This is a genomic window from Psychrobacillus sp. Z3-81 (assembly GCF_056620325.1).
In genome coordinates, this window is sequence record NZ_JBWQPU010000004.1 from 78530 (window position 1) to 102444 (window position 23915).

23 protein-coding genes and 1 pseudogene are annotated in these 23915 nt (G+C 38.8%); 11 read left to right on the plus strand and 13 right to left on the minus strand.

Annotation, left to right across the window (positions count from 1 at the left end; translation table 11 throughout):
- Positions 1-102 precede the first annotated feature (102 nt).
- The 3 genes and pseudogenes from sstT to AC1ECF_RS05985 all read right to left on the minus strand — a co-directional run.
- Positions 103-1305, minus strand: a complete 1203-nt coding sequence (sstT, locus tag AC1ECF_RS05975; RefSeq protein WP_480388499.1) for a serine/threonine transporter SstT — start codon at positions 1303-1305, stop codon at positions 103-105.
- 187 nt (positions 1306-1492) lie between these two features.
- Positions 1493-2344, minus strand: coding sequence for an ABC transporter ATP-binding protein (locus AC1ECF_RS05980; RefSeq protein ID WP_480388500.1), 852 nt, complete (start codon positions 2342-2344; stop codon positions 1493-1495).
- A pseudogene (locus AC1ECF_RS05985) lies at positions 2341-2691 on the minus strand (FecCD family ABC transporter permease); the annotation flags it as partial. The pseudogene AC1ECF_RS05985 and the gene AC1ECF_RS05980, both read right to left, overlap by 4 nt.
- A gap of 94 nt (positions 2692-2785) precedes the next feature.
- Here AC1ECF_RS05985 and AC1ECF_RS05990 point away from each other — a divergent pair.
- From AC1ECF_RS05990 to qoxD, 6 genes are all read left to right on the plus strand, one after another.
- Positions 2786-3430, plus strand: a complete 645-nt coding sequence (locus AC1ECF_RS05990) for a phosphate starvation-inducible protein PhoH (RefSeq protein WP_480388501.1) — start codon at positions 2786-2788, stop codon at positions 3428-3430.
- Entirely contained in the window at positions 3427-4038 is a 612-nt protein-coding gene (locus tag AC1ECF_RS05995; protein WP_480388502.1) for a hypothetical protein, read from the plus strand. The genes AC1ECF_RS05990 and AC1ECF_RS05995 overlap by 4 nt, the downstream gene beginning before the upstream one ends.
- A 481-nt stretch (positions 4039-4519) precedes the next feature.
- A complete protein-coding gene (gene qoxA / locus AC1ECF_RS06000; protein ID WP_480388503.1) occupies positions 4520-5410 on the plus strand; it encodes a cytochrome aa3 quinol oxidase subunit II in 891 nt (296 codons plus the stop codon).
- Between the two features lie 60 nt (positions 5411-5470).
- Positions 5471-7420, plus strand: a complete 1950-nt coding sequence (gene qoxB / locus AC1ECF_RS06005) for a cytochrome aa3 quinol oxidase subunit I (RefSeq protein WP_480388504.1) — start codon at positions 5471-5473, stop codon at positions 7418-7420.
- On the plus strand, positions 7417-8013 hold the full coding sequence (qoxC, locus tag AC1ECF_RS06010) for a cytochrome aa3 quinol oxidase subunit III (protein ID WP_480388505.1): 597 nt from the start codon (positions 7417-7419) through the stop codon (positions 8011-8013). Before qoxB ends, qoxC begins: the two co-directional genes overlap by 4 nt.
- Before the next feature lies 1 nt (position 8014).
- Positions 8015-8296, plus strand: coding sequence for a cytochrome aa3 quinol oxidase subunit IV (gene qoxD, locus AC1ECF_RS06015; RefSeq protein WP_480388506.1), 282 nt, complete (start codon positions 8015-8017; stop codon positions 8294-8296).
- A 499-nt stretch (positions 8297-8795) separates the two neighbouring features.
- Here qoxD and AC1ECF_RS06020 read toward each other — a convergent pair whose 3' ends face one another.
- From AC1ECF_RS06020 to AC1ECF_RS06030, 3 genes are all read right to left on the minus strand, one after another.
- Positions 8796-9653, minus strand: a complete 858-nt coding sequence (locus AC1ECF_RS06020; RefSeq protein ID WP_480388507.1) for a hypothetical protein — start codon at positions 9651-9653, stop codon at positions 8796-8798.
- A gap of 73 nt (positions 9654-9726) precedes the next feature.
- A complete protein-coding gene (locus AC1ECF_RS06025) occupies positions 9727-9960 on the minus strand; it encodes a hypothetical protein (RefSeq protein ID WP_480388508.1) in 234 nt (77 codons plus the stop codon).
- 367 nt (positions 9961-10327) lie between these two features.
- Positions 10328-11062 (minus strand): glucose 1-dehydrogenase, encoded by a 735-nt coding sequence (locus AC1ECF_RS06030; protein ID WP_480388509.1) that lies wholly within the window; start codon positions 11060-11062, stop codon positions 10328-10330.
- Positions 11063-11415: 353 nt separating this feature from the next.
- On the opposite strand from AC1ECF_RS06030, the gene AC1ECF_RS06035 reads away from it, so the two are divergent.
- Entirely contained in the window at positions 11416-12192 is a 777-nt protein-coding gene (locus tag AC1ECF_RS06035) for a YgaP family membrane protein (protein ID WP_480388510.1), read from the plus strand.
- 117 nt (positions 12193-12309) lie between these two features.
- Here the strand turns inward: AC1ECF_RS06035 and AC1ECF_RS06040 are convergent, their stop codons facing one another.
- On the minus strand, positions 12310-13275 hold the full coding sequence (locus AC1ECF_RS06040; protein ID WP_480388511.1) for an HNH endonuclease: 966 nt from the start codon (positions 13273-13275) through the stop codon (positions 12310-12312).
- Positions 13276-13540: 265 nt separating this feature from the next.
- Between AC1ECF_RS06040 and AC1ECF_RS06045 the strand changes: the two genes are divergently transcribed.
- From AC1ECF_RS06045 to AC1ECF_RS06055, 3 genes are all read left to right on the plus strand, one after another.
- Positions 13541-13720 carry a hypothetical protein gene (locus AC1ECF_RS06045; protein WP_480388512.1) on the plus strand — a complete coding sequence of 60 codons (180 nt, stop codon included), beginning with the start codon at positions 13541-13543 and terminating at the stop codon, positions 13718-13720.
- A gap of 404 nt (positions 13721-14124) precedes the next feature.
- A complete protein-coding gene (locus AC1ECF_RS06050) occupies positions 14125-14541 on the plus strand; it encodes a double zinc ribbon domain-containing protein (protein WP_480388513.1) in 417 nt (138 codons plus the stop codon).
- Between the two features lie 138 nt (positions 14542-14679).
- A complete protein-coding gene (locus AC1ECF_RS06055; protein ID WP_480388514.1) occupies positions 14680-15855 on the plus strand; it encodes an SEC-C metal-binding domain-containing protein in 1176 nt (391 codons plus the stop codon).
- Positions 15856-15984: 129 nt separating this feature from the next.
- On the opposite strand, the gene AC1ECF_RS06060 is transcribed toward AC1ECF_RS06055, so the two are convergent.
- From AC1ECF_RS06060 to AC1ECF_RS06070, 3 genes are all read right to left on the minus strand, one after another.
- Positions 15985-16125 (minus strand): hypothetical protein, encoded by a 141-nt coding sequence (locus tag AC1ECF_RS06060; protein ID WP_480388515.1) that lies wholly within the window; start codon positions 16123-16125, stop codon positions 15985-15987.
- Positions 16126-16189: 64 nt separating this feature from the next.
- On the minus strand, positions 16190-17626 hold the full coding sequence (locus tag AC1ECF_RS06065; RefSeq protein ID WP_480388516.1) for a DUF7309 domain-containing protein: 1437 nt from the start codon (positions 17624-17626) through the stop codon (positions 16190-16192).
- A gap of 290 nt (positions 17627-17916) precedes the next feature.
- Entirely contained in the window at positions 17917-19566 is a 1650-nt protein-coding gene (locus tag AC1ECF_RS06070) for a glycerol-3-phosphate dehydrogenase/oxidase (protein WP_480388517.1), read from the minus strand.
- 156 nt (positions 19567-19722) lie between these two features.
- On the opposite strand from AC1ECF_RS06070, the gene AC1ECF_RS06075 reads away from it, so the two are divergent.
- Positions 19723-20286 carry a glycerol-3-phosphate responsive antiterminator gene (locus AC1ECF_RS06075; protein WP_480388518.1) on the plus strand — a complete coding sequence of 188 codons (564 nt, stop codon included), beginning with the start codon at positions 19723-19725 and terminating at the stop codon, positions 20284-20286.
- Here AC1ECF_RS06075 and AC1ECF_RS06080 read toward each other — a convergent pair.
- Genes AC1ECF_RS06080 through AC1ECF_RS06090 form a run of 3 tightly spaced genes read right to left on the minus strand, consistent with a single transcriptional unit; the run spans position 20281 to position 23903 of the window.
- Entirely contained in the window at positions 20281-21063 is a 783-nt protein-coding gene (locus tag AC1ECF_RS06080; RefSeq protein ID WP_480388519.1) for an HAD-IIA family hydrolase, read from the minus strand. The two genes, AC1ECF_RS06075 and AC1ECF_RS06080, sit on opposite strands and share 6 nt — an antisense overlap.
- A gap of 9 nt (positions 21064-21072) precedes the next feature.
- Positions 21073-22776, minus strand: coding sequence for an ABC transporter permease (locus AC1ECF_RS06085; protein ID WP_480388520.1), 1704 nt, complete (start codon positions 22774-22776; stop codon positions 21073-21075).
- Positions 22773-23903, minus strand: coding sequence for an ABC transporter ATP-binding protein (locus AC1ECF_RS06090; RefSeq protein WP_480388521.1), 1131 nt, complete (start codon positions 23901-23903; stop codon positions 22773-22775). Before AC1ECF_RS06090 ends, AC1ECF_RS06085 begins: the two co-directional genes overlap by 4 nt.
- Positions 23904-23915: the final 12 nt, after the last annotated feature.

A 23915-nucleotide genomic window follows, 5' to 3' on the forward strand; every position in this document is an offset into this window, starting at 1 on the left:
GCGCCGCAAGTAAATTAGAGGTCACCGCACGTATTTCCTTTTTGAATCTAATTACTAATAGGGAAAAAGAAAAAACAGGTGGAAGTGATCCACCTGTTTCTCTTATCGATTCTTTGCAATTTCCGCTGTCGCTGTAAACAATACATCAGAGGATGAATTCAATGCTGTCTCACATGAATCTTGTACAACTCCAATGATGAAGCCAATTGCCACTACTTGCATTGCGATATCATCTGAGATACCGAACAGGCTACAAGCTAGTGGAATTAATAGTAGAGAACCTCCCGCAACTCCAGAAGCACCTGCTGCAGATACTGCGGATAACACCATGAGGATGACCGCCGTTCCAAAATCCACATCAATCCCAAGCGTATGTACAGTTGCTAATGTCAACACGGAAATAGTGACTGCCGCACCTGCCATGTTAATAGTCGCCCCTAGTGGAATAGATACGGAATAAGTATCCTTGTTTAATCCTAATTTTTCTGCAAGTCGAATATTCACTGGGATGTTAGCAGCAGAGCTTCGTGTGAAGAATGCTGTAATCCCACTTTCCTTCAGACACGTAAACACCAACGGATATGGATTCTTTCTTGTATAAATAAATACAATGATTGGGTTAATAATTAATGCAATGATTAACATGGAACCAACTAGCACTAGTAGTAAGCGTCCATAATCTAGGAGTGTGGAAAGGCCATTTGTTGCAACAGCGTCGAAAATTAAACCTAAAATCCCTAGTGGTGCTAGATTAATAACCCACTGTACTACCTTCGAAATAGCATCCGATATATTCTCTAAAACTACTTTTGTCGTTTCATTTGCATGCTTCAGTGTAATACCAAGCACGACAGCCCAAGCTAAAATTCCTATGTAATTAGCACTCATTAAAGCGTCTACTGGATTCGTTACAATATTAAATACCAACGTTTCTAATACTTCTCCTACTCCACCAGGAGGTGCTAGATCCTGTGCAGCATTTTCTAATGTTAACTTTGTCGGGAAAAGGAAGCTCATAACGACGCCAACTACTCCAGCCAAAAGTGTACCAATCGCATATAGGACAAGAATGGAGAAAACATTGCTTTTTGCTCCTAGTTTTTGTTTGGCAATTGCAGTAATAACCAGGAAGAAAACCAGGATAGGTGCAACCGCCTTTAATGCACTGACAAATAACGAACCGAGAATCGTAACCCCGCTTGCTGCTTCAGGTGCCGTAAGGGCTAAAATCAAACCAATGACAATCCCTACTACTATTCTTGTTACGAGACTTAGCTTGTTCCATTTCGATAATAAATTTCTCATGTTTTCCCCTCCTGTTGTATTCTCTAAGAAGATATTTGTATTTCTATAAAATACATAATAACATATTTGAGAGAGGATTTTTATGATGAATTTATTAAAAATCAAATATTTTTATACGTTTAGATAGCATAAATAAGTAAAGACCTCCAATAAGTGCTAAGGATTGCACGAAAGGAGGTCATTCAATCTATTCCTTAAAATCATGATATTTACATTCACTTACCTCACGCTTTGCTGTAAGTGCAAGTGGGATCATTGTTTCAAATAGCAAATCCTCTTCATCAAAGATTAACTTTTTAAGCTCAATATTAAAATAATCACGCATACGAGACTCCGTCATTACCTCCTGTACCGTTCCGGTTATCGCTTTTTTCTTTTTCGCTATCATCAATACCTGATCTGCCAAGTAAAAAGCGTGATTTGGATAATGTGTGTTGATAATACAAGAAATATCGTGATTTCGAGCTAGTTTTTTTAAAGTTTCCAGAATTACTACTTGCTTTTGGATATCTAAATGAGATTCAGGCTCATCTAAAATAAGTACTTCTGGGTCTGATACCAATGTTCTAGCAATAAGTGCTAGCTGCAACTCGCCACCACTGACTTCATTACAGGATTTTTGGGCTAAATGCAGGATACCTACTTCATTTAACGCTTGATGCGCTCGCTCATAATCCTTCTTACGAGGCTTGGACAAAGAGCTTATATATGGAGCGCGACCCATTACCACTAAATCCTCTATAGAAAATCCAAATACCATTTTGTGCGCCTGTGGCACATAGCCTACTCTTTTCCATAGCTCCTTTTGTGCCACATTAGTCAGAGGGACATCATCTATGAGCGTTTCCCCGGTTTTCCATTCATATAAACCAGTTATACATTTTAAGAGTGTCGTTTTTCCAGCACCATTAGGACCAAGAATAGCCATGATTTGCCCGCGCTCTAACGTAAAATTTATGTTCGATTCATAAATAAAGGACTTCTTCTGCTCCCGCTTTTTTTCATAGAAGAAGTTACCTTCACGTACTTCAATTTTCATGACCAGCTACCTCCCGTTTTGCGCAATAAATAAGCAAAGAATGGCGCACCGATAATAGCAGTTAATATGGACAATGGAATTTCTGCAGCTGTAATGGAACGCGCAAGTGTATCGATTACTAAGAGATAAGATCCCCCGAGTGCAAGCGACAGCGGTAAAACCCTCTCGTTATTGTTGCCGACTAGCATTCTAGCAATATGAGGAATAATAAGTCCTACCCATCAAACGATTCCTGCAATGGATACCGCTGCTGCTGTACAGAGGGTCGCCCCTGCAATCACAATCCATTTAAGGCCAGCAACAGAAATACCCAGTGACTTTGCCTCATCATCAGGCAGTGTTAAAATGATTATCAGTGCAACTTTAAATGAGAATATGTATCATTTAAAGTTATATTGATATAGTTAGTTATTAGTATTATTTATAAAAAGGAGATTTTACATGTCAAAATTAAATATTTTGAAGCTAGACGGGGGACATGCATTTGGCTTAGATGGTCGTGCAATGGCTGCCTCCAATGAACCGATGGGCCATGTTACAAACCTTGATCAATATGAGCTTGGGACAACTGATCTTTCTCCCTACAATGTGTTGGTGATTACAGATTTCATTGACCAGGAGTACCTATATGAGAATAGAGAAATCATACAACAGTTTTTAAATGCCGGGAAAATAGTTGTCGCTTGCACCCATATTTTTCGGAGCTGGCTGCCTAGGGTAAATCCTTTCATGCCAAAGAAAATCACAAAGCATGTAGATTACGAAATGGAAATCAGAAAGGCTGATTCTGTCTTCCGTGGAGTAGATATGCAGGAGCTTGCTTATCGCAAAGGAGTTTCCGGATTTTACGCACGTGGATATCATCCTGTTACAAACCCAGAGGTTGAAGTATGGCTTGCTTTCAAAAGTGGTGAACCAATCACATTTGTAGATAGAACCTCTACAAAAGGAACAATACTAGCACATTCCGCACGTGACCTCCTATCTTACGCGACTGGTCAGAACACAACTCAGCTGATAGCTCCTCAAACACTTGAATGGTTAGAGGAAGAAATTGAGAGATTAGAAGAGAGGCAACAAGCATGAGAAAAATAGCTGTTTTATATAGTGGACATGCTCCACACTACCGTACATTCCATGAACCAAGAATAAATCAGTACATAGAAAAGATCATTTACCTTCCTCGCTTTCAAGAAAGCGAACTAGAAGATATGGACGTATTAATCGTTCCCTCTCAGTTACATGGCAAGCTTCTATTAGAGGCCGCGCCAGCGATTATCCGTTTTGCTGACCGAGGTGGTATTGTAGTTGCATTTGGTCCTCAGCCGTGGGAATGGATTCCGAATCAGCAGTGGGAAAAGCGTCCAACAAACTTCTGGTGGTGGCTAGAGCCAGGCGCAGACAGCGGCCTACGTTTAGTAGCCCCTGAATACCCTTTATTCCGCGATGGCCATTTAAATTTACAAGCCTGTACATGGCACCAGCATGGCGTTTTCCATCTAAAGGATGGCATGCAATCTCTTATCGACATGAAGGATGGCGGGTCCTTGTTGTATGTAGACAAAGTGAGCACGAAAGGTACGTGGATTGTGACTACTTTAGATCCAGACTTCCATTTTGGCTCCTACTTCATGCCAGCAACAGAGCTTTTTTTAATGGGCTTTATTCCATGGTTAGCTGCTGGAGAAATATAATATTCGCTAAACAACCTTTAGTTCTTTGAGAGCTAAAGGTTGTTTTTTCTGAAAAAAAACTTCTATATACAACTCCGTTTTGGTCCCTCTATCTCTACCTCCTTCGACTAATCTATCTATTCATATAATCGAACAAGTAACACCTGAAAATTCCCATCTATAACAGACTCTAGTTTCTTTTAATATTTCTTCAATTTTTACTTTAAAATTCTCTAATATTTGTCAAAATACTTCTTGATTACCATTTTAGAGGCGACTCATTAGAAAGTTACCACCCTTATTTACCAGTTTTCCCTCCACAATTTTGTCATAAATTCAATCTTGTTACGGAAAGTTCAAATCTTCCTGAACAAATTGTGAAGTCCGATTTATTTATTAGTTTTTTAAGACAAATGGGAATAAGATAAAAGCACGAGAGGAATTACTCGATAATTATTATTAGATACTACTTACTATTAATTGAGTAGAAAGGGGTACAATGATGAAAAGAAAATTAAAGTGGTCTCTTTTGTTAATGGTTTTCACTATTGCAACAGTGTTAACCGGTTGTGAGCCGCTGCTTGTTTTAGATCCGAAGGGTCCAATGGCCGAAAGACAGGCAAGTGATATTATGTTCTCCATCTGGCTAATGGGTGGAATCGTAATTGTAGTTTTAGCTATCTTAGCTTTTGTTTTATTTAAATACAGAGCTTCTAAGCAAAGCGAGGATTATGAACCACCTCATATAGAAGGAAATAAATATGTAGAAGCACTTTGTATCGGGATTCCTATCATTATAGTTATTGTTCTATCTGTCGTTTCTGTGAAAAGTAACTATATAGTAGAATCTACACCACAAGGCTATGAGGATCAGGAGCCATTAACTATTTACGCTTCTTCTTCAAACTGGAAGTGGCATTTTAGCTACCCAGAGCAGGGTATTGAAACAGTGAACTACTTATATATTCCTGCTAACCGAGCAATTGAGTTTAAGCTTTATTCACACGGACCAATCACTAGCTTCTGGATTCCACAACTTGGAGGTCAAAAGTATGCGATGGCCGACATGGTTACTACTCTTCACTTAGCTGCTGATGTAGAGGGTGAATTCATGGGAAGAAATGCAAACTTTAGTGGTTCTGGATTTGCTGAAAATGTTTTTGATGTAACTGCTATGTCACAGGCTGACTTTGATGAGTGGGTTGAAGAAGTTCATGAGACAGCACCAGAATTAACAGAAGAAAAGTTTGAAGAACTACTTGAGCCAGGCCATCTTGGACGTTCAACTTATGTGGGGACACACTTAGAATTCTCTCCACCACCAAGTCATGACCACGGATCTGATTCATCAGATTCCGAAGATGAAAATGCAGATGATCACTCTCATCATTAAAATGAAAGTTTACTAGATACCTATAGTACAAGCTATAGATTCTGAAAGGAGTACAATAGAATGGATTTCTTTGAGCGTTTTGCCGTTCCACATCCAAGCTTTTTGATATACGCATCTATGGTAGGAATCGGTCTTACAATGGTTGCGATTGTCATTGGAATCACTTACTTTAAAAAATGGGGCTATTTGTGGCGAGAATGGATCACAACGGTAGACCATAAACGTATCGGTATTATGTACTTGCTTGTAGCGTTACTAATGTTATTCCGCGGTGGCGTGGATGCCATCATGATGCGCTACCAGCTTTCTATGCCTGATAATACGTTTTTAGATTCACAGCATTATAATGAGGTCTTCTCTACTCACGGGGTAGTCATGATCTTGTTTATGGCGATGCCATTTATCACCTTTTTCTTTAACTATGTCGTGCCTCTTCAAATCGGTGCACGTGACGTAGCATTCCCTAGACTAAATGCTCTAAGCTTTTGGCTGTTCTTCATGGGGATGGGACTATTCAATATCTCCTTCATTGTCGGGGGATCACCAGATGCAGGTTGGACTTCTTACTTCCCACTTGCAGGTAACGAATTCAGTCAATCAGTAGGAACAAACTATTACTTGCTTGCGATTCAAATAGCTGGTCTTGGTACCTTAATGACCGGTATTAACTTTATCGTAACAATCTTAAAGATGAGAGCACCAGGTATGACATTAATGAAAATGCCGATGTTCACATGGTCAGCGTTAATTGCCAATATTATTGTTGTCTTTGCATTCCCAGTATTAACTGTACTGCTTGCAATGGGAACATTGGATAGATTGTTTGGGACTAACTTCTTTACTACTGATAACGGTGGTATGGATATGCTTTGGGCAAACCTGTTCTGGGTTTGGGGACATCCAGAGGTTTACATTCTGATTCTTCCTGCCTTCGGTATATTCAGTGAAATCATCCCTACCTTTGCAAGACGTAACCTGTATGGTTATAAATCAATGGTATTCTCGATGGTTATTATTTCCCTACTGTCCTTTGTCGTATGGGCGCATCACTTCTTTACGATGGGTCAAGGACCAATGTCAAACAGTATCTTCTCTATCACGACAATGGCAATTGCCATTCCAACCGGTGTGAAGATCTTTAACTGGCTGTTCACCCTTTGGAAAGGGAAAATTGAATTTACGACACCAATGCTTTACTCCATGATGTTTATCCCACTATTCACATTGGGTGGAGTTACAGGGGTAATGCTTGCGATGTCAGCAGCAGACTATCAATATCATAATACAATGTTCTTAGTTGCCCACTTCCACAATGTAATCATTCCGGGTGTGGTTTACGCGATGCTAGCTGGTTTAACTTACTACTGGCCGAAAATTTTCGGATTTATGTTGAATGAAAAGCTAGGAAAATGGACTGCATGGTTAATGACAATCGGTTTCGTACTAGCGTTTATTCCAATGTATATCACAGGATTAGACGGTCAAGCACGTCGTATGTACACTTACTCTGAAGCTACTGGATTCAGTATGTGGAACATGATTTCCTTTGTAGGTGCAGGAGTTATGGCTGTATCCTTTATATTACTTGTATATAACATTTACTATAGTATCCGTTACTCTCCAAGAGATATCGGAGACGATCCTTGGGATGCACGTTCATTGGAATGGGCTACTCATACACCAGTGCCTGAATACAACTTTGCTACGCTACCACAGGTTTCTTCAACACAAGCATTTTGGGATTCTAAGAAAAATGGACATAAACTTTTCCCTAACAAAGTGGAAAAGATTCATATGCCAAACAACAGTGGCTTGCCATTTATCATGAGCTGTTTCTTCTTCGTCTTCGGATTTGCGATGGTGTTCAGTATCTGGCCGCTGGCGATTGCTTCCCTACTTGGAATTTTAGGATGTCTAGCATATCGTTGCTTTGAGCAAGACCACGGAAGATATATTTCAGTTGAAGAAGTCGAAGAAACGGAAAGAAAACTGCGAGGTGCTAAAAAATGAAGGTAGATAAGTCACTTCCACTTGAATACAGCACAGAAGAAAACAGATTAAAAATCTTAGGCTTTTGGATTTTCATTGGCGCAGAGGTTATGCTATTTGCTACCCTCTTCGCCTCCTACTTCACCTTGGAGAACCGCATAGGTAACGGTCCTGCAGGTGCAGATATTTTCGAGCTAACACCAGTTTTGATTGAAACAATCTTACTTTTAACTAGTAGTTTTACTATTGGTCTAGCAATACATGCCATGCGAATGAACAATAAAAAAGCAACAATGGGTTTCATTATCGCTACCCTTCTTCTCGGAGCTGGATTCCTAAGCGTTGAGATTTATGAATTTGTTCACTACGTACATGTCGGAGCTGGATTAACGGTAAGTGCATTTACAGCAGCACTTTTAACGACACTTGGAACACACGGATTGCACGTAACATTTGGGTTGTTCTGGGGATTATTCATCCTCTTGCAAATTAGAAAACGCGGATTAATACCAGAGACAGCGAATAAGTCCTTTATTTTCTCTCTATATTGGCACTTCCTAGATGTCGTTTGGATTTTCATCTTCAGCTTCATCTACTTGAAAGGAATGATGTAATATGAAAGAATTATTTCCTCTTAAACAAGTAATGGGCTTTGTGTTTTCCCTAGTGTTGACTGCTATAGCATTGCTGGTGTATTTCACTGATATGTCCTTTGCAGTTGGAATGACCATATTGCTAGTTACAGCATTTGTTCAGGCCGGTTTACAGGTAGTAGTATTCATGCATGCTGGTGAGTCAGAAGACAAGGCAGCAATTTACACGAATGTTTACTATGGCCTGCTAATAGCCCTTTTCACGATCTTTGGTACATTACTTGTAATGGTTTGGGATATGTAAGAGGCTGTAAAATATAATAAATTAAACAAGAAGCACTAATGATTCTATCTTTTGATAAGATCATTAGTGCTTTCTTATTTTGCGCGGGTATAGGTTCTCCGCTGCGTCGGACGCTTTCCGGGGGCCAACAGGATGTTGGTCAGGAAAACGTTGTCACAGGATGTGACGTTCTTAGTTTTCCCTCCCCCAGGCAAGCCAGCACCCAACGCTAACACGTGCGGTTGCGCTGTCTTGCCTGACACCTTGCTCCCACTGGAGTCGCCGACGCTGCTCCGAACCTACAGTGCTTACTGCTAAATATAAATGATTTCCAAATGGTTTTGACTTCGCTTCCCTTCTATTATAAAAAAGTAGCGCAAACCATGACCTTGGCTTGTGCTACTCATGGTAGTATTTTTAATGTAATCTATTAAAGGATCCTTTAAGTAAAAGCAGAGAAACCTGTCCAAACTATCTCCAACAAGTCCTAGCAAAATGAAGCCATGATTACTGCAAAATCTCATAGAGCGGCCTTCACTTTATTTTCAAACTCGTGTACATCCATCTTGGTCGCATGCTGAAAGCCCTTTTGAAAATCACCTGTCTTTTCTGTTTCGGTAAGGATTTCATCGAAGATTGTACTACCAAACTCTTCTGCAAGTGATTGGATATAATAAGAGGATTGATAATAAATATCATAAGTGGGATTGGTTCTATATTCATTCCAACCTTCCCTTGTTGATAAGCGTGCCAAAGGGATAATTTCAGTATCTATAGTAGGCTGAGCATGACCATCACTTCCAAAATAATCGGCTATCCCCTCCGAAAACCATTTTGGAATATCTGTGTCGTCAAGCCCTAACTCTGATAATCGCTGAGTTAATACATAATGCGTATACTCATGTATTACATTTTTATTGTAAAGCGAAATGGTTGGTCCTACTTCGTTCAAAATACCTTCTCGGTTTTCCGGTAATATACCCAACATATTTTGTTGTGCTGAATGAAATCCAATGGCATAGGCTAGTCCTGAAAAGCTTTCTATTTGCTCATTAGTAGAAAAAAGCACAACATCAAGCGGTTTACTATAAGACCCTAAAAGCTTCTCATTTATATTCATTCCTTTGGTTAGAGCTTCTTTCGTAGCGGGTATGAGCTCTTTATCAAAATCACTAAAATAAATCGTGACATGCTGAAAATCTTCCTTATTATAGTCTTTTAAGAGTTCTTGCTTTCTTTCCGTTTCAACCTTTTCAGCAACATAGGCAACTGCTAATTTTGGGATCTCTTCAATTTTTATTATAAATAAGACCAACCCCATAATGACAGCCGTCATCACCACTACGATAGCCGTTATGTAGAGTACTTTTTTTGACATGATGCAAATCAGTCCTTTATTTCAAAATAAAAGGTATTTAGAGATTGCTCCCTAAATACCTTTTACGAAAGCTTTAGATGCTCTCATTTCTATATTTTTTGCCGTTTAAAACCATTTCTTCTGACGCTACTAGGATCATCCCAATAATGAATGTGAACGACGCTGCCATTACTAAGCCAATGCCGATTCCCATGACAGTTCCTTGCCCACTAGTCATTATTCCATAGAAGAAAACTGCTACCCCAATCGTTAATAAAACTGCACCAAATAGCTTTGTAGCGTGTAGCATTTTAACGTATGTTTCCATTTCAAACACCCCTCTTGTTTCTTATTATCAAACTCGTTCACAATTTTGTCAATAATTTTTGTCTATTATATGAACGAATTTGAATGAAAACTAAGGCTGTCTTATCAGTCAGTGAAATTTAAACTTAGCTTTTGAAAAAACCTAGCCTCTATACATGGAGATACATGTCTCCAACTATATATACGCATCATGAAGGAAAAGCAGTACATTTAACTTCTACAGGAAACCAAGCGCTTAAGTAATGCAGCTTTGCAAATACTTAATTTAGTGGGTCTTAACATTAATATTCCTTGAATAGCATCTCTTTAAACATAAAAAACCTCATGCTAGCTATTTGCTAACATGAGGTGTGTGGTGATTTATTTCATTACATTGCAGTTAATCCACCATCGATAACGAATTCAGAACCTGTAGAGTAGCTGGATTCATCAGATGCTAAGTATAGAACAAGGTTAGAAACTTCTTCTGATTGTGCTACACGTTTTAATGGAATATGCTTAGCGAATTCTTTGATTGCTTCAACAGCATCTCCTTGGCTAACCATTGGCGTTTCAATAACACCTGGATGTACAGAGTTAACACGAATGCCAAAGTGAGCTAATTGAAGTGCAGCAGCTTTCGTCATACCGCGTACAGCGAACTTTGTATCTGTATAACCAACTGCTCCTCCTACAAGACCGTTCATAGAGGAAATATTTACGATAGAGCCGCTTCCAGCTTTTTGCATAGAAGGAACAACCGCTTTCGTTCCAAGGAATACAGAAACTTGGTTGATCTCCACGATTTTACGATATTCTGCTTCCGTCATTTCCATTAATGTTTTATTCATGCTGATTCCAGCATTGTTTACCAAAATATTCGCTGGACCAAAAGCCTTTTCCGTTTCTTCGATAACTTTTTGCCAGTCAGCTTCTTTTGTCACGTCTTGTTTCACAAATAATACGTTTTCACCTAACTCTTTCGCAAGGGCTTGTCCGCCTTCTTCGTTTAAGTCTGTAAAAACTACCTTTGCTCCCTCACGAACAAATGCTCGGACATGTGATTCACCCATACCGCGTGCTGCACCTGTCACGATTGCTACTTTATTTTCTAAACGTCCCATTGTGATGACCTCCGTTAAACAACTTATTATATATAATCGATTACAACTCTATTATACAGTAAATTTTTCATAAAATAAATAAAATATATAATAATTATATATTTGGAATAGGTAAAATGTTTTATATTTTTTAAAATTCTCTTAAACAAATAGTTTCATTTATTAACAAAAAATACCTATTAAGAAATTAGCGCATCTATCTTTTTGTTTCAATGCTTGGTAACGGAATAATCAAGCATTGGATGGGAAAAATAAAGGGGAACTTTCTTTTCTAAGTTCTTTTCTTGTTACGCTTACCTTCTTCCTCGTGATGATACGGAGAAGAAAAATTATCCTTTGGGAGGAATGCTATAATGACGCAAAACCAACAAAACCTTAGCAATAAACATGCCTATATCCGCTTCATGGTGGGCTCTATTATGACGGCTTATGGCACAATCCAACTGATCCGTGATCCCAAAAGTACAAAGGGACAATTGGCTATTCTTTTCGGAGCAATGAAAGCAGCGGAAGGAGTAACAAATTACTGTCCTAGAAAAGCGATGACTTCCAGTATGATGGATGGTAGCTTTAAGCAAAGCATGATGAACAACAGTATTACGCAGTCTTTATTTGGAGGCTCTGATAGTAACACTCAACAACAGAGTGGAGATAATGCTGCTAGTTCAAACCATGATAGCAGCAATATAATGCAAACCGTAGGAAATATTGCAAAATCAATGTCCGATGAGAATAGCACACAAAAGAATCAATCACAAAGCTCTGGGAAACAAAGCAATCATAATACTAGTGGGCAGAACGCGCAAAATAATAGCACCGGTGAAGAGGTTATCCAAGCAGTAGGTACGATAGCAAAAACTATCTCCCCACAAGCAGGGACTATCATTGACAGCGTGGCTAAGATGGCTGAAACCCAAGCAGACTCTTCAAATGCCCAAAACAGTAATACGGGGAATTCCAATGAACAAAAGAATGCGTCCTCTGGTTCTAATGCTGGATCTAGCGAAAAAAATACAAATAAGCAAACATCATCCCCTAAAAAACAAAAAAATGACCAACAGGCCGACACAGGAACCACTGCCCTTAACGCAGACTCCCAAGATCAAGACACCTCTAAATACTTGCATTGATTTATCCCAGTGTAAGCATGCCCCTGCTTTGACGCAGGGGTATTTTTTGTATTGTTTCTGTCCCTGTGTAAGAAACAAATATGAAATTCACGTTTGTTTAAACTAACACGTATGTTTCTAACCCAGGGAGACCGGTCGCCATTCTCCTAAGAAGCCGTTTTGAATGGCATAGTCATACATATGTACAAGCTTTCTCTCGCTATACGTCTCCATTTGCTCGTAGGCGATCCATGTATTGTTGCGTTTCACTAACTCTTCAAGATATTGCTCGTGTGCCAAGCGGTTGCTTTTACTTGTATTACAAGAAGGGCAAGCAAGGACAAAATTCCACAGGACATCATTTTGTACGTAGCTCCAAGGTACGAAGTGATCCACATGAGACCGTTTCAGTGGCTTGTTGCAATAAAAACAGTGCTCTTCCCCATATTGCTTCAACAACAACTGGAATTCTGCAAGCGACTGTCTAGCAGAGACAAACTCGACCTTCGTCAAAATGTGCTCCATCGCTTCCTTTGTATTGTATTTCTCTAAAAATAGTGCTAGCTGATAATTCGTTACATTCATCAGGATTTTCTTATACTTTTCAAAGAAAACGATATAAGGAGGGGCAAGCTGAAGCCAGCCTTCTCTTTTATGAAAAGAATAAATAGTACCATTAAAGGACTTATAAAAGGAGCCATAGACATTTTTCTTGTAGATAACAGAAACATCTTTAATTAACTGCTCCTGCTGGGTCTCTGGTATTCTCTCAAAATTCCATTCACTCGGTATATTGTGCTTTCGCTGAAAATCTAAAATAACCTGCTCTACCCCACTCCGCTTATCCTTGGAGTTCATCTGCCCCAGCTGGTAGGTAATCGCTAGATTCCAATAGATTTTCGTCACATGTCTCGTCACCTGCAAAAAACTCAGTCGACCACTATCACTGATTTCCGGCAAGCTCTCCAGTAAAGCTTTCATTAACACATGCTTATAGGTAGTCGTATGATGGGCGTGCATCAAAAAATGCTGGGTATACCTCCACATATCACTTTCCGTAAGGTACACTTCCTTCGCTTCAGCTACGTTTAATTCCCAGCTCATCATTATCACTCCTTCGGCTGTCCACATAAAAAAAAGACCATTCAACTTGCTAATTAAACACTTATATCTATTCCTTATTTAACCAGGTAAAGAGTGTCACAGCAAGGCCGTATAAAAAACAAATATACTTTTGTATAAACTTGGCTATTCATTTGGTATATAATAAATTTATCTGATAAATCTATTAATTTAGCGTGAGTAGGGTCCTGCACCTGATGACTTTATTATTAAATAAATAGAAAAAATATATATTTAGGAGGTAGAAATGAGCTTATTAAAAGAATCTAATACACTATTCGGCTTTATCATCTCATTCATACTAAGTGTAATCGCAATTTATCTTGCAGCAATCGACAATAGCTACTGGGTGGCTTTTCTAGTCGTTTCACAAATCTTATTATGGTTAATGGTTTATAGAGCCGACAAATTTTATAAGGGAAGATAAACTAGTTTAGCTTCCTACACTTCTTAGATAGATGGATTAATATTGTTGTTTCACCCCTTTTCTTTTAAAAGGATGGATATTTTTAAACTTAACATACCATACATAAGTCTCTCATTATTTGTTACGTTGGCTCTTTGTTTTATTCCGCTAGAGGGAAGCACTACCAAAAGAGCAACCAATCCCCTGATAGAATACTCCTAAAATCCTTTATACTTAATATTGTTGAATTAAAAACGGAAAGAGTAGCTTTCTCAGGATATTTATATGTGTCATTGCCTACCTGAAAGGTTCTACTCTTTTTGGTGCCATACAAATACAAGAATCGTCCGGTCATAGACTTGGGCGATTTAATAGATTTTGTTGCTCTAAATCAATATTTTATAAAGTTTTCGGGAGGTACTATTATGTATTGCACACATTGTTCTGAGACTATTTCAGAGTTAGCAGAAATCTGTCCAAAATGTGGAGTAAGACAGAATACAGTCAAGAACTATTGCTACAACTGCGGAGAATCTGTAAGTGACGTTCAAGAAATATGTACAGCTTGCGGAGTGAACGTAAAGAAAAGTAAATCTACAAACGGAGAAGGAATGCATCCAGCAATCCCTGCATTATTATCTTTCCTACTTACAGGGCTAGGCCAAATCGTGAATGGCCAAGTAGCAAAAGGAATTTTGTTCTTCGTTCTTTCTATCATCTTCAGTATCATTACTTTAGGATTTTCCGTATATATTACAATGCCAGTAGTCATCATCGATGCCTATTTAATCGCTAAAAAACGAAAAGAAGGCAAAAAAGTAGAGAACTTTGAATTCTTCTAGTTGTGTCTGTCCCTGGGTCACAAACAATCATGAAAATTAAAACAATCACGTTTGTTTAAACAAACGTGATTGTTTTTTACATAGGGACAACCTTTAGGGTAAACTGAACATATCCTAAATTAAATGAGGGGGCTAATTATGAACACTTTTTTTCAAAAAGTTATGCCCAATGTGTTATCGACTGACCAGGTTTTGCGCGATTTTTGGTTAGCTCAATTACAGGAGTATCCGAAGGTTCCAGTTTCCTTAACAAATGAAATAGTCGCTTTTTGCGGTGAGCATGAGGAAGCAAGAAAGACACTATTGTTACATGGTGATGATTTTCCAAAAGATGAAAAGACAATCGAATTATTATTGCAATGGCTTCCTGAATGGCCATTTAATAAAATTCACTTAGTTCGTGGATTTCTTGAAAACACACCTCCCCATATTTTATTGAAGTACGAGGAACAGTTAACCTTTTATATGTCTAAAATCTATATGAATGCGAGAAAACGCTTCTTAGCTTTTGAAGACAAAACAGAAGAGGACTTAGAGCCATTATGGGAGCTCTATGGAGAATTTACCTCTGATTTAAATCGTAACTTTGATAAGGGCGCATTTGGGAGCGCTAAATTCGTGCAGGATATTCTCATTCAGACAGGTGAATATGATGAAAATGAAGCACGCCAAGTTATTCGTGACGAGCTAGAAGAAGAGTCATTTAGTCCAAACGGTATTTTAGCCGTTCGTGCAGCTGGCATCTTTCAACTGCACGACTTGATACCAGAGATGGTACAGTTGCTTCCACGCTATGAGGATGTATTGATAGAAGAAGTTTGCAAAGCACTTATTTCATTGCAATCTGACAAGGTAGTCAGTGCAGTTGCTCCCCTTATAGCAGAAGAAGATACATTTATAGTTGCAATTTCCATTTTAAAAGAAATAAAAACTCCTTTAGCAGAGAAAGCTTTGGTCGAGGCCTATTCTCAAACAAATGATGTGACAAAACAAGAGCTACTCATTGAAGCGTTAGCAACTCATTTTTCTGAGCATACCTTTCTATTGATAGAGCAATATATTGCCAATGGTAAAACTGCTGGAATGTGTGATATGGAAGAAATATTTTATGCGTTTTATAAAGCAATGAATCGTGAACATCCAAAGTTAGAAGCTTGGCGTAATGAAGTTGTCGAACGGAATGTGCAGTTTGAAAAAGATATGAAAACAATCGATATGAAAACCATCATGCGAGATACATATGGGAAAATTGGTCGCAATGATCCTTGCATTTGTGGTAGTGGAAAGAAATACAAAAAATGCTGTGGGAAATAAACATTATAGAAAAAGGTCATCTTCCTATTATTTTAGAAGATGACCTTTTTTATACGATATGCAATTCAGCTCGCTCAATTAGACTGAATTTGAAAGATCCTTACGCAAACCTACTCTTATTTTCAAATATCATTTTTCAATCAATTCTAAAAAATCGCTAGTCAATTTACCATCCTCATCTTTATATACAACTTCTTCACATAAGATACAATAACCAGCCCCATCTTCCATAGGAAAAAAACAAACGGGACAATTCACTTCATTTCCCATATGGCACACTCCAGTTTTAGATAGTCTGAACAATCACGTTCTGTTGATTCCTATAGCATTTCTGTTAGACCGGAGGCATTTGCTTCATCATATCTTTTAATTTTTGTATCTTTGGTAGTTCACTAATGACTAATTCTACTCCTACTAATTTGGCAAGTGGTTGTAGAATATCTATCATTTCTCTTTTCATATAAATCTTCTTTGGACGGATGGGTAGTTCTAGTAACATTGTCCAAAAAACTTGCTGTTGAAAAATTGGGATTTTTGGGAAGGGCATCATTTCATTAACGTAAACCTGGCCATTCATACGATCCATCACGATGTATAAAAGAGGATAGATTGTACGTTCTTCTTTTTCAGAAATTCCAAAAGGCAAATAAAACATATCATATTCCAGCTCTAAGCTACTTTTCTTATTTCTCTTAATCCTCGCTATTTCGATATCATTGACTTCAATTTCTAACTTGTTCTTTTGAAGTGGGACATTAATCAGTCCTTCAAATTTCACCTGTCCATCATCATATACATGGAATGCAGGAAACTCATGGGTAGCAACTTGCGGATATTGCCAACCCTCTTTTCGCATTAGCGTTACCTGAATCATTCCACGTATGATTATTTTCATAATCTCTACGTCTGAATATAACGGTATGATTGGCTCAAGTCCCTGCTCATAGGAACGAAAAGAAATCCATTTTTTTTTGCCTCTGAAGCTTAAACCATTATCCTTTATCAGCTCATAATCTTGTTTTTCTAGTTCAGCACGGTCGAGATAATTTACCGTTAAGGCACTAAGATCAAAGTGAAAATCATCAGGCAGATACCCTCCATCAAGAATAGCAGCAAGTGATCTATACCCATGTTCCTGGTCATATATCATAACGCCATACTCTTCCCCACCAGCACCCATAACAGAAACAAAGTAAGTAGCACCTTTTAAATGAAGGGCAATGATGTCTTCATTCCCAAAATATTGCCACGGCTTTAGCTTCTTTAGTTCATCCGCATACTCAAGCAGGGTCAAATAATCGGGCTCTAATAATTGCTCCATATAGGGCATCTCATCCAGGAAGCGAAGGTTATCATTAATGGACTCTATATCTACCTCTTTGTTACTGTCGTATAAATTCCCAGCTCCAGCAACACATTGATATGGCTTTTCTGTATCTTCCATAACTTTCTCTAACATAACGCTTAGTTCTTCTTTATCGTCCAAGATTACAAGCATTTCGTCTCCTTCTTTTATAAACCACTTTCCAATTAGCTCTTCCTCACTATCCAAAACTTCTTCCTCGTCGTAAAATGCAAATGCTTCTTCAGCAGGCATACCATTTCGGCGTATGATTTGATAGACAGGCTCTACCATTTCTTCTATTTCAAAAGCCGCACTAATGACTAACTCGATATCATATAGTGTTTGATCAGATTTTATTTGGATAACTCGATATATATCTGGATTTTTTTCTACTCTTATTTGTAGCATCGCTTTGCTCCCTTCCATACTTACATAACCCCCGCTCGTAAAGGTGCATTATCTTCCCACATTCTCAATTAATTTTACAAAACTATACGCCATGTGACTACCAAATGATATGATCATAATCTCCATATCTCAGTTCTCCTGGTGAAACACCATGGCGATTTGCTTCTTCATCCACATAAGCTTTAAAGCGCTCGTAATCCGTTGTGTCTCTGATACTCGTTTTGCAAAAACTCTTAGGGTGTCCTTGGGTCACAAACAAACATGAAAATAAAAACAATCACGTTTGTTTAAACAAACGTGATTGTTTCTTACCCAGGGACAGACACAACTTGTCGAAGCTGTAACTCTAGTTCTGCCCACATTCGCTCTTTTGTTTCATTGTCCCAGTTCAATACTTGCGCCATATATTCGGTAACCTCTAGCTTCCACTTTTGTGCAAAGGAGATGTTGAACAAGATGCTTCCTGTTCTTCTTAGTAGATAGTCTACAGGAGTCAGGGCCATCTCGTGCTCGATTGCATAATGGAGTGTTAATTTTATAATTAGTGGCAGGGTAATTTCAGTCTGTATCCGATCTGCCAGTTCCAAAATTTTATCTGTGTTCTTTCCATACATTGTCGCTAAAGCAATAGCTTCTTTATTGGTTAGACCAAGTTCCATTAAATCCTCTGCTTTTTTGGCTGTGTAACTTGCATAGTCTGTCGGGCTATCAAATTCTCCTCCAGAAAGTCTTAATGTTTTGGTGCTGCAGGGACCGGCTGCAATACCTTCATTTTGCAAGTCCTTACATAAGATGTCTGTAATCGTTTCTGCCATTTTTCGATATCCTGTCAGCTTGCCACCTGCAATCGTTAGGAGGCCAGTTTCTGATGTCCATATTTCATCTTTTCTTGATATTTCAGAAGGTCCCTTACCTTCCTCTCTAATTAAAGGCCTTACCCCTGCCCAGCTAGATTCAATATCCTCTACTGTTACATTAGTGTGTGGAAACATAAAATGTATACATTGAATTAAATAATCTTTGTCCTCCTGCTCTATTGTAGGGTTAACTAAATTCCCTTCGAATACGGTATCCGTTGTTCCTACATAGGTTTTACCATCTCTTGGAATGGCAAATACCATTCTTCCATCTGGTGTATCAAAGTATACCGCTTGTCTTAATGGGAACCTTTGTTGATCTATGACAATATGAACTCCCTTTGTATGCAATAAACTTTTGCCTTGGATTTTCTTGTCTAAACCAATTACATTTTCTACCCACGGCCCTGAAGCATTCACTACTTTCTTCCCCAACACATTATAGTGACTACCAGAAAACATATCCTGTACGGTCATTCCACAAACCCGTCCATCATCTGTGTAAAGTAGCTTCTCTGCTTTCACGTAATTCAAGAGATCTGCCCCTTTTTCAGACGCTTTCTTGGCAACTTCTATCGTTAATCTTGCATCATCCGTTCTATATTCGACATAGTAGCCACCGCCTATCAAATCTTCCTGCTTCAATAGAGGCTCTCTCTGTATCGTTTCATCCTTCGTTAACATTTTCCTTCTTTCATGCCTTTTCACGCCTGCTAAAAAATCATATACCTTCAGCCCTAAGGAAGTAGAGTATTTTCCGAAGGTTCCCTTTTTATAAATAGGCAAGAGCATCCACTCTGGATGAGTCACATGTGGGGCGTTTAAATAAACAATTTCCCTCTCTTTCCCAACGTCTGCTACCATTTTAATTTCAAACTGCTTTAAATATCGAAGACCTCCATGAACAAGCTTCGTGGATCTACTGGAGGTGCCCGCTGCAAAATCCTGCATTTCTACTACTAACACCTTCAAGCCTCTCGTTGCACAATCTAATGCTATTCCCGTCCCTGTGATACCCCCTCCAATAACTAGGACATCATAATTCGTTTCTTCAAGATTGGATAAGATGTTGCTTCGCGCTTCATACGAAAAATTCCTCATTTTTTTCTCCTTTCCATAGAAAAAAGACCATTACAAGAAACTCGCAGCTAGGCAAGTATTGTAACGGTCTTCTCATCAATTCTCTGACCAAAATTATTTATTTCAAAAAATGTAAATATGCTATAATAACAACCAAAAGATAGAAGAGGTGCGCGTATGAGTTTAGTTGATATGGTTGAATCACAAATAATAGCTTCTGTTACGAACGAACAAGATTTGCAACAGGCGATTGCCAGCAAATCCAATATTGTCTTTCTACTTACCGGAAACATCATGACTACAGGCGAGCATATACAGAAGATCAAACAGGCAAATAAATACGTCTTTATTCACCTAGATTTCATCGATGGTATTTCAAGCTCGAAAACTGCCTTAACTTTCGTAGCAGACAAATGGAAACCAACCGGGATTATCACTACGAAGAGCAATGTAGTGAAGCTTGCTAAAGAAGTTGGCCTCATGACTATCCAAAGAATATTTTTGCTAGATCGGAATGCTGTCATGAAAGGGATTGAAATGGCTAACTCCTGTCGCCCTGATGCTGTAGAAGTAATGCCTGGTATTATGCCAAAGGTCATTGATCAGCTTTCTACAAGTCTACCATTTCCTATAATAGCTGGAGGTCTGATAGATAATATATCAGAGGTACATCTAGCCTTAGAAAACGGTGCTCTAGCGATATCCGCTGGGATTCCAGAGATGTGGAGTTTTAATCTATAACGAAAGTATGTCCCTTACGCTGTCTAATACATATTCCGGCTTATGTACAGGATTTTCTAGCATATTCGTTGTCGTGATTCCTGTCAGTACTAAAACAGATTGCATGCCAGCATCATTTCCCATTTTTATATCGGTCTCTAATCTGTCCCCAACCATGTAACAATTACTTGCTTCCATCTGCAGTACATTGTTTAATACATAATTCGCCATAAGAGAGGATGGCTTCCCAGTAATAATTTTGACAGACTCACCTGTCGCCCCTTCTAGAGCTCCAATCATGGCCCCACAGTCTGGTATTTCGCCTCCACTGACCGGGCAGGTACGATCAGGGTTTGTAGCAATTATTTCCGCTCCATTTCTCCAAGCTTGATAGGCGTGGTTTAACTTCTCGTAGTTAAACTCCCTGTCCCATCCAATAACGACGTGTGAAGCTTCAGAGGAGGAGTCCGTCAATTTTATTTGATTCTCCCTAAGCTCCTCGAAAAGGGGTTCCTCTCCAATGACATAGACGGAGTCCTCCGGCTTCATGACACTCTTTAAATATAATGCGGTAATATAATTGGAATTAATTACTTCCTCCAGCTTCACTTCTATATCTAGCATCTTTAATTTTTCTACATACTCTTTTCTACTAGCGATCGATTTGTTTGTTAGAAATACAACCCTATCTCCTCTTTCCTTCAAGCCCCTAATCGCTTCCGGTACCCCTGGAATAATCTCCGAATCAATATAGATTGTTCCGTCTAAATCAAATATATATCCGTTCAACGTTTTCACCCCAATAGACTATAACTGTTGTTTTCTTGACAAGAAATTAGCCAATCCTTGTAACACGAGCACAAGTACCACTAGAACGACTGACATAGCGGCAGCGGTGTAATATTCAGCACGTAAGATATTTTGGAAAATAACTAAGCTCATTGGTGCCCATTCTGCAGGTGCAAGTAAGATAGATACGCTGGCCTCTTTAATAACGGTTATAAACACCAAGACAGAGCCAGCCGCTATACCTGGTAGCATCAGTGGTCCAACGATTGTAATAGCTGCAGTTAAAGGAGTTGCCCCAAGATTGATTGCCGCCTCCTCAATATCCTGTTTTATTGCTCTCATTGCTCCCATTGTAGACCTAACCATATATGGCAGTCGTCGAATGGTATAGGCAATGATTAAGAGAACAGCAGTCCCAGTTAACTGTAAAGGTGCTGTATTAAACGTTTGAATCAAAGCGATACCGAATGCGATTCCAGGAACTACTAAAGGCATAGAAGCCATGAAATCCAGCTTCGATGAATTTTGTCTTACGACAAAGTAAGAGACAAATGTTGCTAGAACAACACTTAAAACGAGCGCACCAGCGGCAAGCATAATACTATTTTGTATATTCCCCATAGACGTGGAGAAGATTGTTTTATAGTGATCTAGTGTATATCCGTTCGGAAGTAAATCCTTTCCCCAAGTTGTAGCGACAGATTGTAGAGCTACTGATAACATCGCTAAAAGTGGGATTAGCACCACTAAGAAAGAGTAGCCTGACAAAACTCTTGTTAACAACTTGTTCTCTATTAGTTTTTGTTTTTTAGGCTTACCAGAAACAGATCCATAGTTTCTGCTTTTCGTAAATAAATGCTGAAGCCAGAAAAAGAATGCAGCTACAACCAGCATAACTACGGTTAATATCGCAGCACCGCCCCAGTTAAAGAAGCCTGCCATTTCACGATATGCTTCTACTACCAAGAGGTTTAATTCTTTAGGTGCAAGAACAATCGGAGTTCCAAAGTCAGAGAAGCTTACCGTAAATATTAATAGCGCACTCGAGATAATACCTGGAAGTGCAAGCGGAAACGTGACAAAGATAAAAGTGAACCAGCTCTTTGCCCCTAAATTATGTGAGGCTTCTTCTAAGCTAATATCACTTATTTTAAATGCCGCAACTAACGGCCAAAGTGCATATGGGAAGAAGAAAAATACTTGTACTGTAACAACTCCCGCCATAGAGTAAGGATCGAGAAGCATCCCTTCTCCGCCTAACATGTTATAAATTTCCGTCACCCATCCTGCTCTTCCGAACATAATAATAAATGCATAGGAGGAGATAAAAGTCGGAACGATAAGCGGAATGGTACATAATGCTGAGATGATCTTTTTAAAGGGCATTTTTGTTCTAGCAATCCCGTATGCCATTGGGATACAGAGCGTAATAACAATTACAGTTACTAAAAAGCCCAAGTATAAACTGTTTTTTAAGGCATCTAAATAGCCTGAGTTTGTAAAGATTTTTTTATAGTTGTCTAAGGATACACCCTTCAACTTTTCCATAGTAGAGCTAAAAATAGACGGATCAGTGATTGAACCTAAAATATTGATTGGCTGCCCCGTGAAGCTAACGAGAAACACTGAAAAAAGCGGGAGTATCATGAAAAGGCCAAAAAATACGTAGATAAATATTTTTACTACTGATAATCCGCTGAAGTTCTTGAATGATCTCTTCATATCAATAGCACCCTTTCAAACTCTATCGTCAGTTTCACCTTTTTCCCTTCTTCAAATATATTTGCCCCTGTAGAGTATGTGGTGTCCACAATTAGTTGATATTCTCCAACCTGAACATCATAGCGAACAATCGAACCTAAATAGGTAGACATGAGCACTGTACCCTCTATCACGTTTGTAGTAGAAGCATCTACTATACTATCAACAGGCTCAACTCTCACATGCTCTGGTCGTATAATAATATCAACTTCTTTTTTCGTCGTATGATTCGAGGACTTCAAATGAAAACCATCTCCGCTAACAAGGAGTAAACCATTTTCCTCCCCTACCACGTTACCTTTCAAAATATTCGAGGTTCCAACAAAGTCTGCAATAAAAGGAGTTTGTGGATTACTATATAAGTCTGTCGGGGTACCAATTTGCACGATTTCCCCTTTATCCATTACTGCTATACGATCCGCCATACTCATGGCTTCTTCTTGGTCATGCGTAACAAAAATAGTAGTAATCCCTAAATCCTGTTGGATTGATCTAATCGTATTTCTCATAGAGTGTCGAAGCTTTTGATCAAGATTTGAAAGTGGCTCATCCATCAATAGAACAGCTGGCTCCATCACCAAGGCTCTAGCTAGTGCAACCCTTTGCTGCTGTCCACCAGAAAGCTCGCTAGTTAGACGATCCGCATATTGGTCCAGCTCAACGTATCGAAGTATTTCCATCACTTTCTCTTGAGTGGCTTTTGGTGTTTTGCCTAATCTTTTATTCAGCAAACGTGCGTAAATGCCTAATTGTTTAAATGGATTACTAGAGTTTAACTCTTTGATATTCAGACTGTACGCGACATTTTCAAATACATTCATATGAGGAAATAGTGCATAGCTTTGAAAAACCATGCCACAGTTACGCTTGTTTGCGGGAATGTTTTCTACCTCATTGTCTCCTATGTAAATTTCTCCAGAAGTAGGGTTCTCAAATCCAGCAATACATCTCATCGTGGTTGTTTTTCCACATCCCGAAGGACCAAGAAGAGCGAAAAATTCGCCCTCCTTGATATCAAGGTTAATATCATGTAGCGCAGTAACGTCCCCGAACTTTTTTGTGATGTTACTTAATTTTACTGATCCCATTTATATTCACCC

What these genes read in the sequence shown, in the direction of transcription:
- sstT (WP_480388499.1), bottom strand. Translation starts at nt 1,305, where the DNA reads ATGAGAAATTTATTATCGAAATGGAACAAGCTAAGTCTCGTAACAAGA.
- AC1ECF_RS05980 (WP_480388500.1), bottom strand. Translation starts at nt 2,344, where the DNA reads ATGAAAATTGAAGTACGTGAAGGTAACTTCTTCTATGAAAAAAAGCGG.
- AC1ECF_RS05990 (WP_480388501.1), top strand. Translation starts at nt 2,786, where the DNA reads ATGTCAAAATTAAATATTTTGAAGCTAGACGGGGGACATGCATTTGGC.
- AC1ECF_RS05995 (WP_480388502.1), top strand. Translation starts at nt 3,427, where the DNA reads ATGAGAAAAATAGCTGTTTTATATAGTGGACATGCTCCACACTACCGT.
- qoxA (WP_480388503.1), top strand. Translation starts at nt 4,520, where the DNA reads ATGAAAAGAAAATTAAAGTGGTCTCTTTTGTTAATGGTTTTCACTATT.
- qoxB (WP_480388504.1), top strand. Translation starts at nt 5,471, where the DNA reads ATGGATTTCTTTGAGCGTTTTGCCGTTCCACATCCAAGCTTTTTGATA.
- qoxC (WP_480388505.1), top strand. Translation starts at nt 7,417, where the DNA reads ATGAAGGTAGATAAGTCACTTCCACTTGAATACAGCACAGAAGAAAAC.
- qoxD (WP_480388506.1), top strand. Translation starts at nt 8,015, where the DNA reads ATGAAAGAATTATTTCCTCTTAAACAAGTAATGGGCTTTGTGTTTTCC.
- AC1ECF_RS06020 (WP_480388507.1), bottom strand. Translation starts at nt 9,653, where the DNA reads ATGTCAAAAAAAGTACTCTACATAACGGCTATCGTAGTGGTGATGACG.
- AC1ECF_RS06025 (WP_480388508.1), bottom strand. Translation starts at nt 9,960, where the DNA reads ATGGAAACATACGTTAAAATGCTACACGCTACAAAGCTATTTGGTGCA.
- AC1ECF_RS06030 (WP_480388509.1), bottom strand. Translation starts at nt 11,062, where the DNA reads ATGGGACGTTTAGAAAATAAAGTAGCAATCGTGACAGGTGCAGCACGC.
- AC1ECF_RS06035 (WP_480388510.1), top strand. Translation starts at nt 11,416, where the DNA reads ATGACGCAAAACCAACAAAACCTTAGCAATAAACATGCCTATATCCGC.
- AC1ECF_RS06040 (WP_480388511.1), bottom strand. Translation starts at nt 13,275, where the DNA reads ATGAGCTGGGAATTAAACGTAGCTGAAGCGAAGGAAGTGTACCTTACG.
- AC1ECF_RS06045 (WP_480388512.1), top strand. Translation starts at nt 13,541, where the DNA reads ATGAGCTTATTAAAAGAATCTAATACACTATTCGGCTTTATCATCTCA.
- AC1ECF_RS06050 (WP_480388513.1), top strand. Translation starts at nt 14,125, where the DNA reads ATGTATTGCACACATTGTTCTGAGACTATTTCAGAGTTAGCAGAAATC.
- AC1ECF_RS06055 (WP_480388514.1), top strand. Translation starts at nt 14,680, where the DNA reads ATGAACACTTTTTTTCAAAAAGTTATGCCCAATGTGTTATCGACTGAC.
- AC1ECF_RS06060 (WP_480388515.1), bottom strand. Translation starts at nt 16,125, where the DNA reads ATGGGAAATGAAGTGAATTGTCCCGTTTGTTTTTTTCCTATGGAAGAT.
- AC1ECF_RS06065 (WP_480388516.1), bottom strand. Translation starts at nt 17,626, where the DNA reads ATGGAAGGGAGCAAAGCGATGCTACAAATAAGAGTAGAAAAAAATCCA.
- AC1ECF_RS06070 (WP_480388517.1), bottom strand. Translation starts at nt 19,566, where the DNA reads ATGAGGAATTTTTCGTATGAAGCGCGAAGCAACATCTTATCCAATCTT.
- AC1ECF_RS06075 (WP_480388518.1), top strand. Translation starts at nt 19,723, where the DNA reads ATGAGTTTAGTTGATATGGTTGAATCACAAATAATAGCTTCTGTTACG.
- AC1ECF_RS06085 (WP_480388520.1), bottom strand. Translation starts at nt 22,776, where the DNA reads ATGAAGAGATCATTCAAGAACTTCAGCGGATTATCAGTAGTAAAAATA.
- AC1ECF_RS06090 (WP_480388521.1), bottom strand. Translation starts at nt 23,903, where the DNA reads ATGGGATCAGTAAAATTAAGTAACATCACAAAAAAGTTCGGGGACGTT.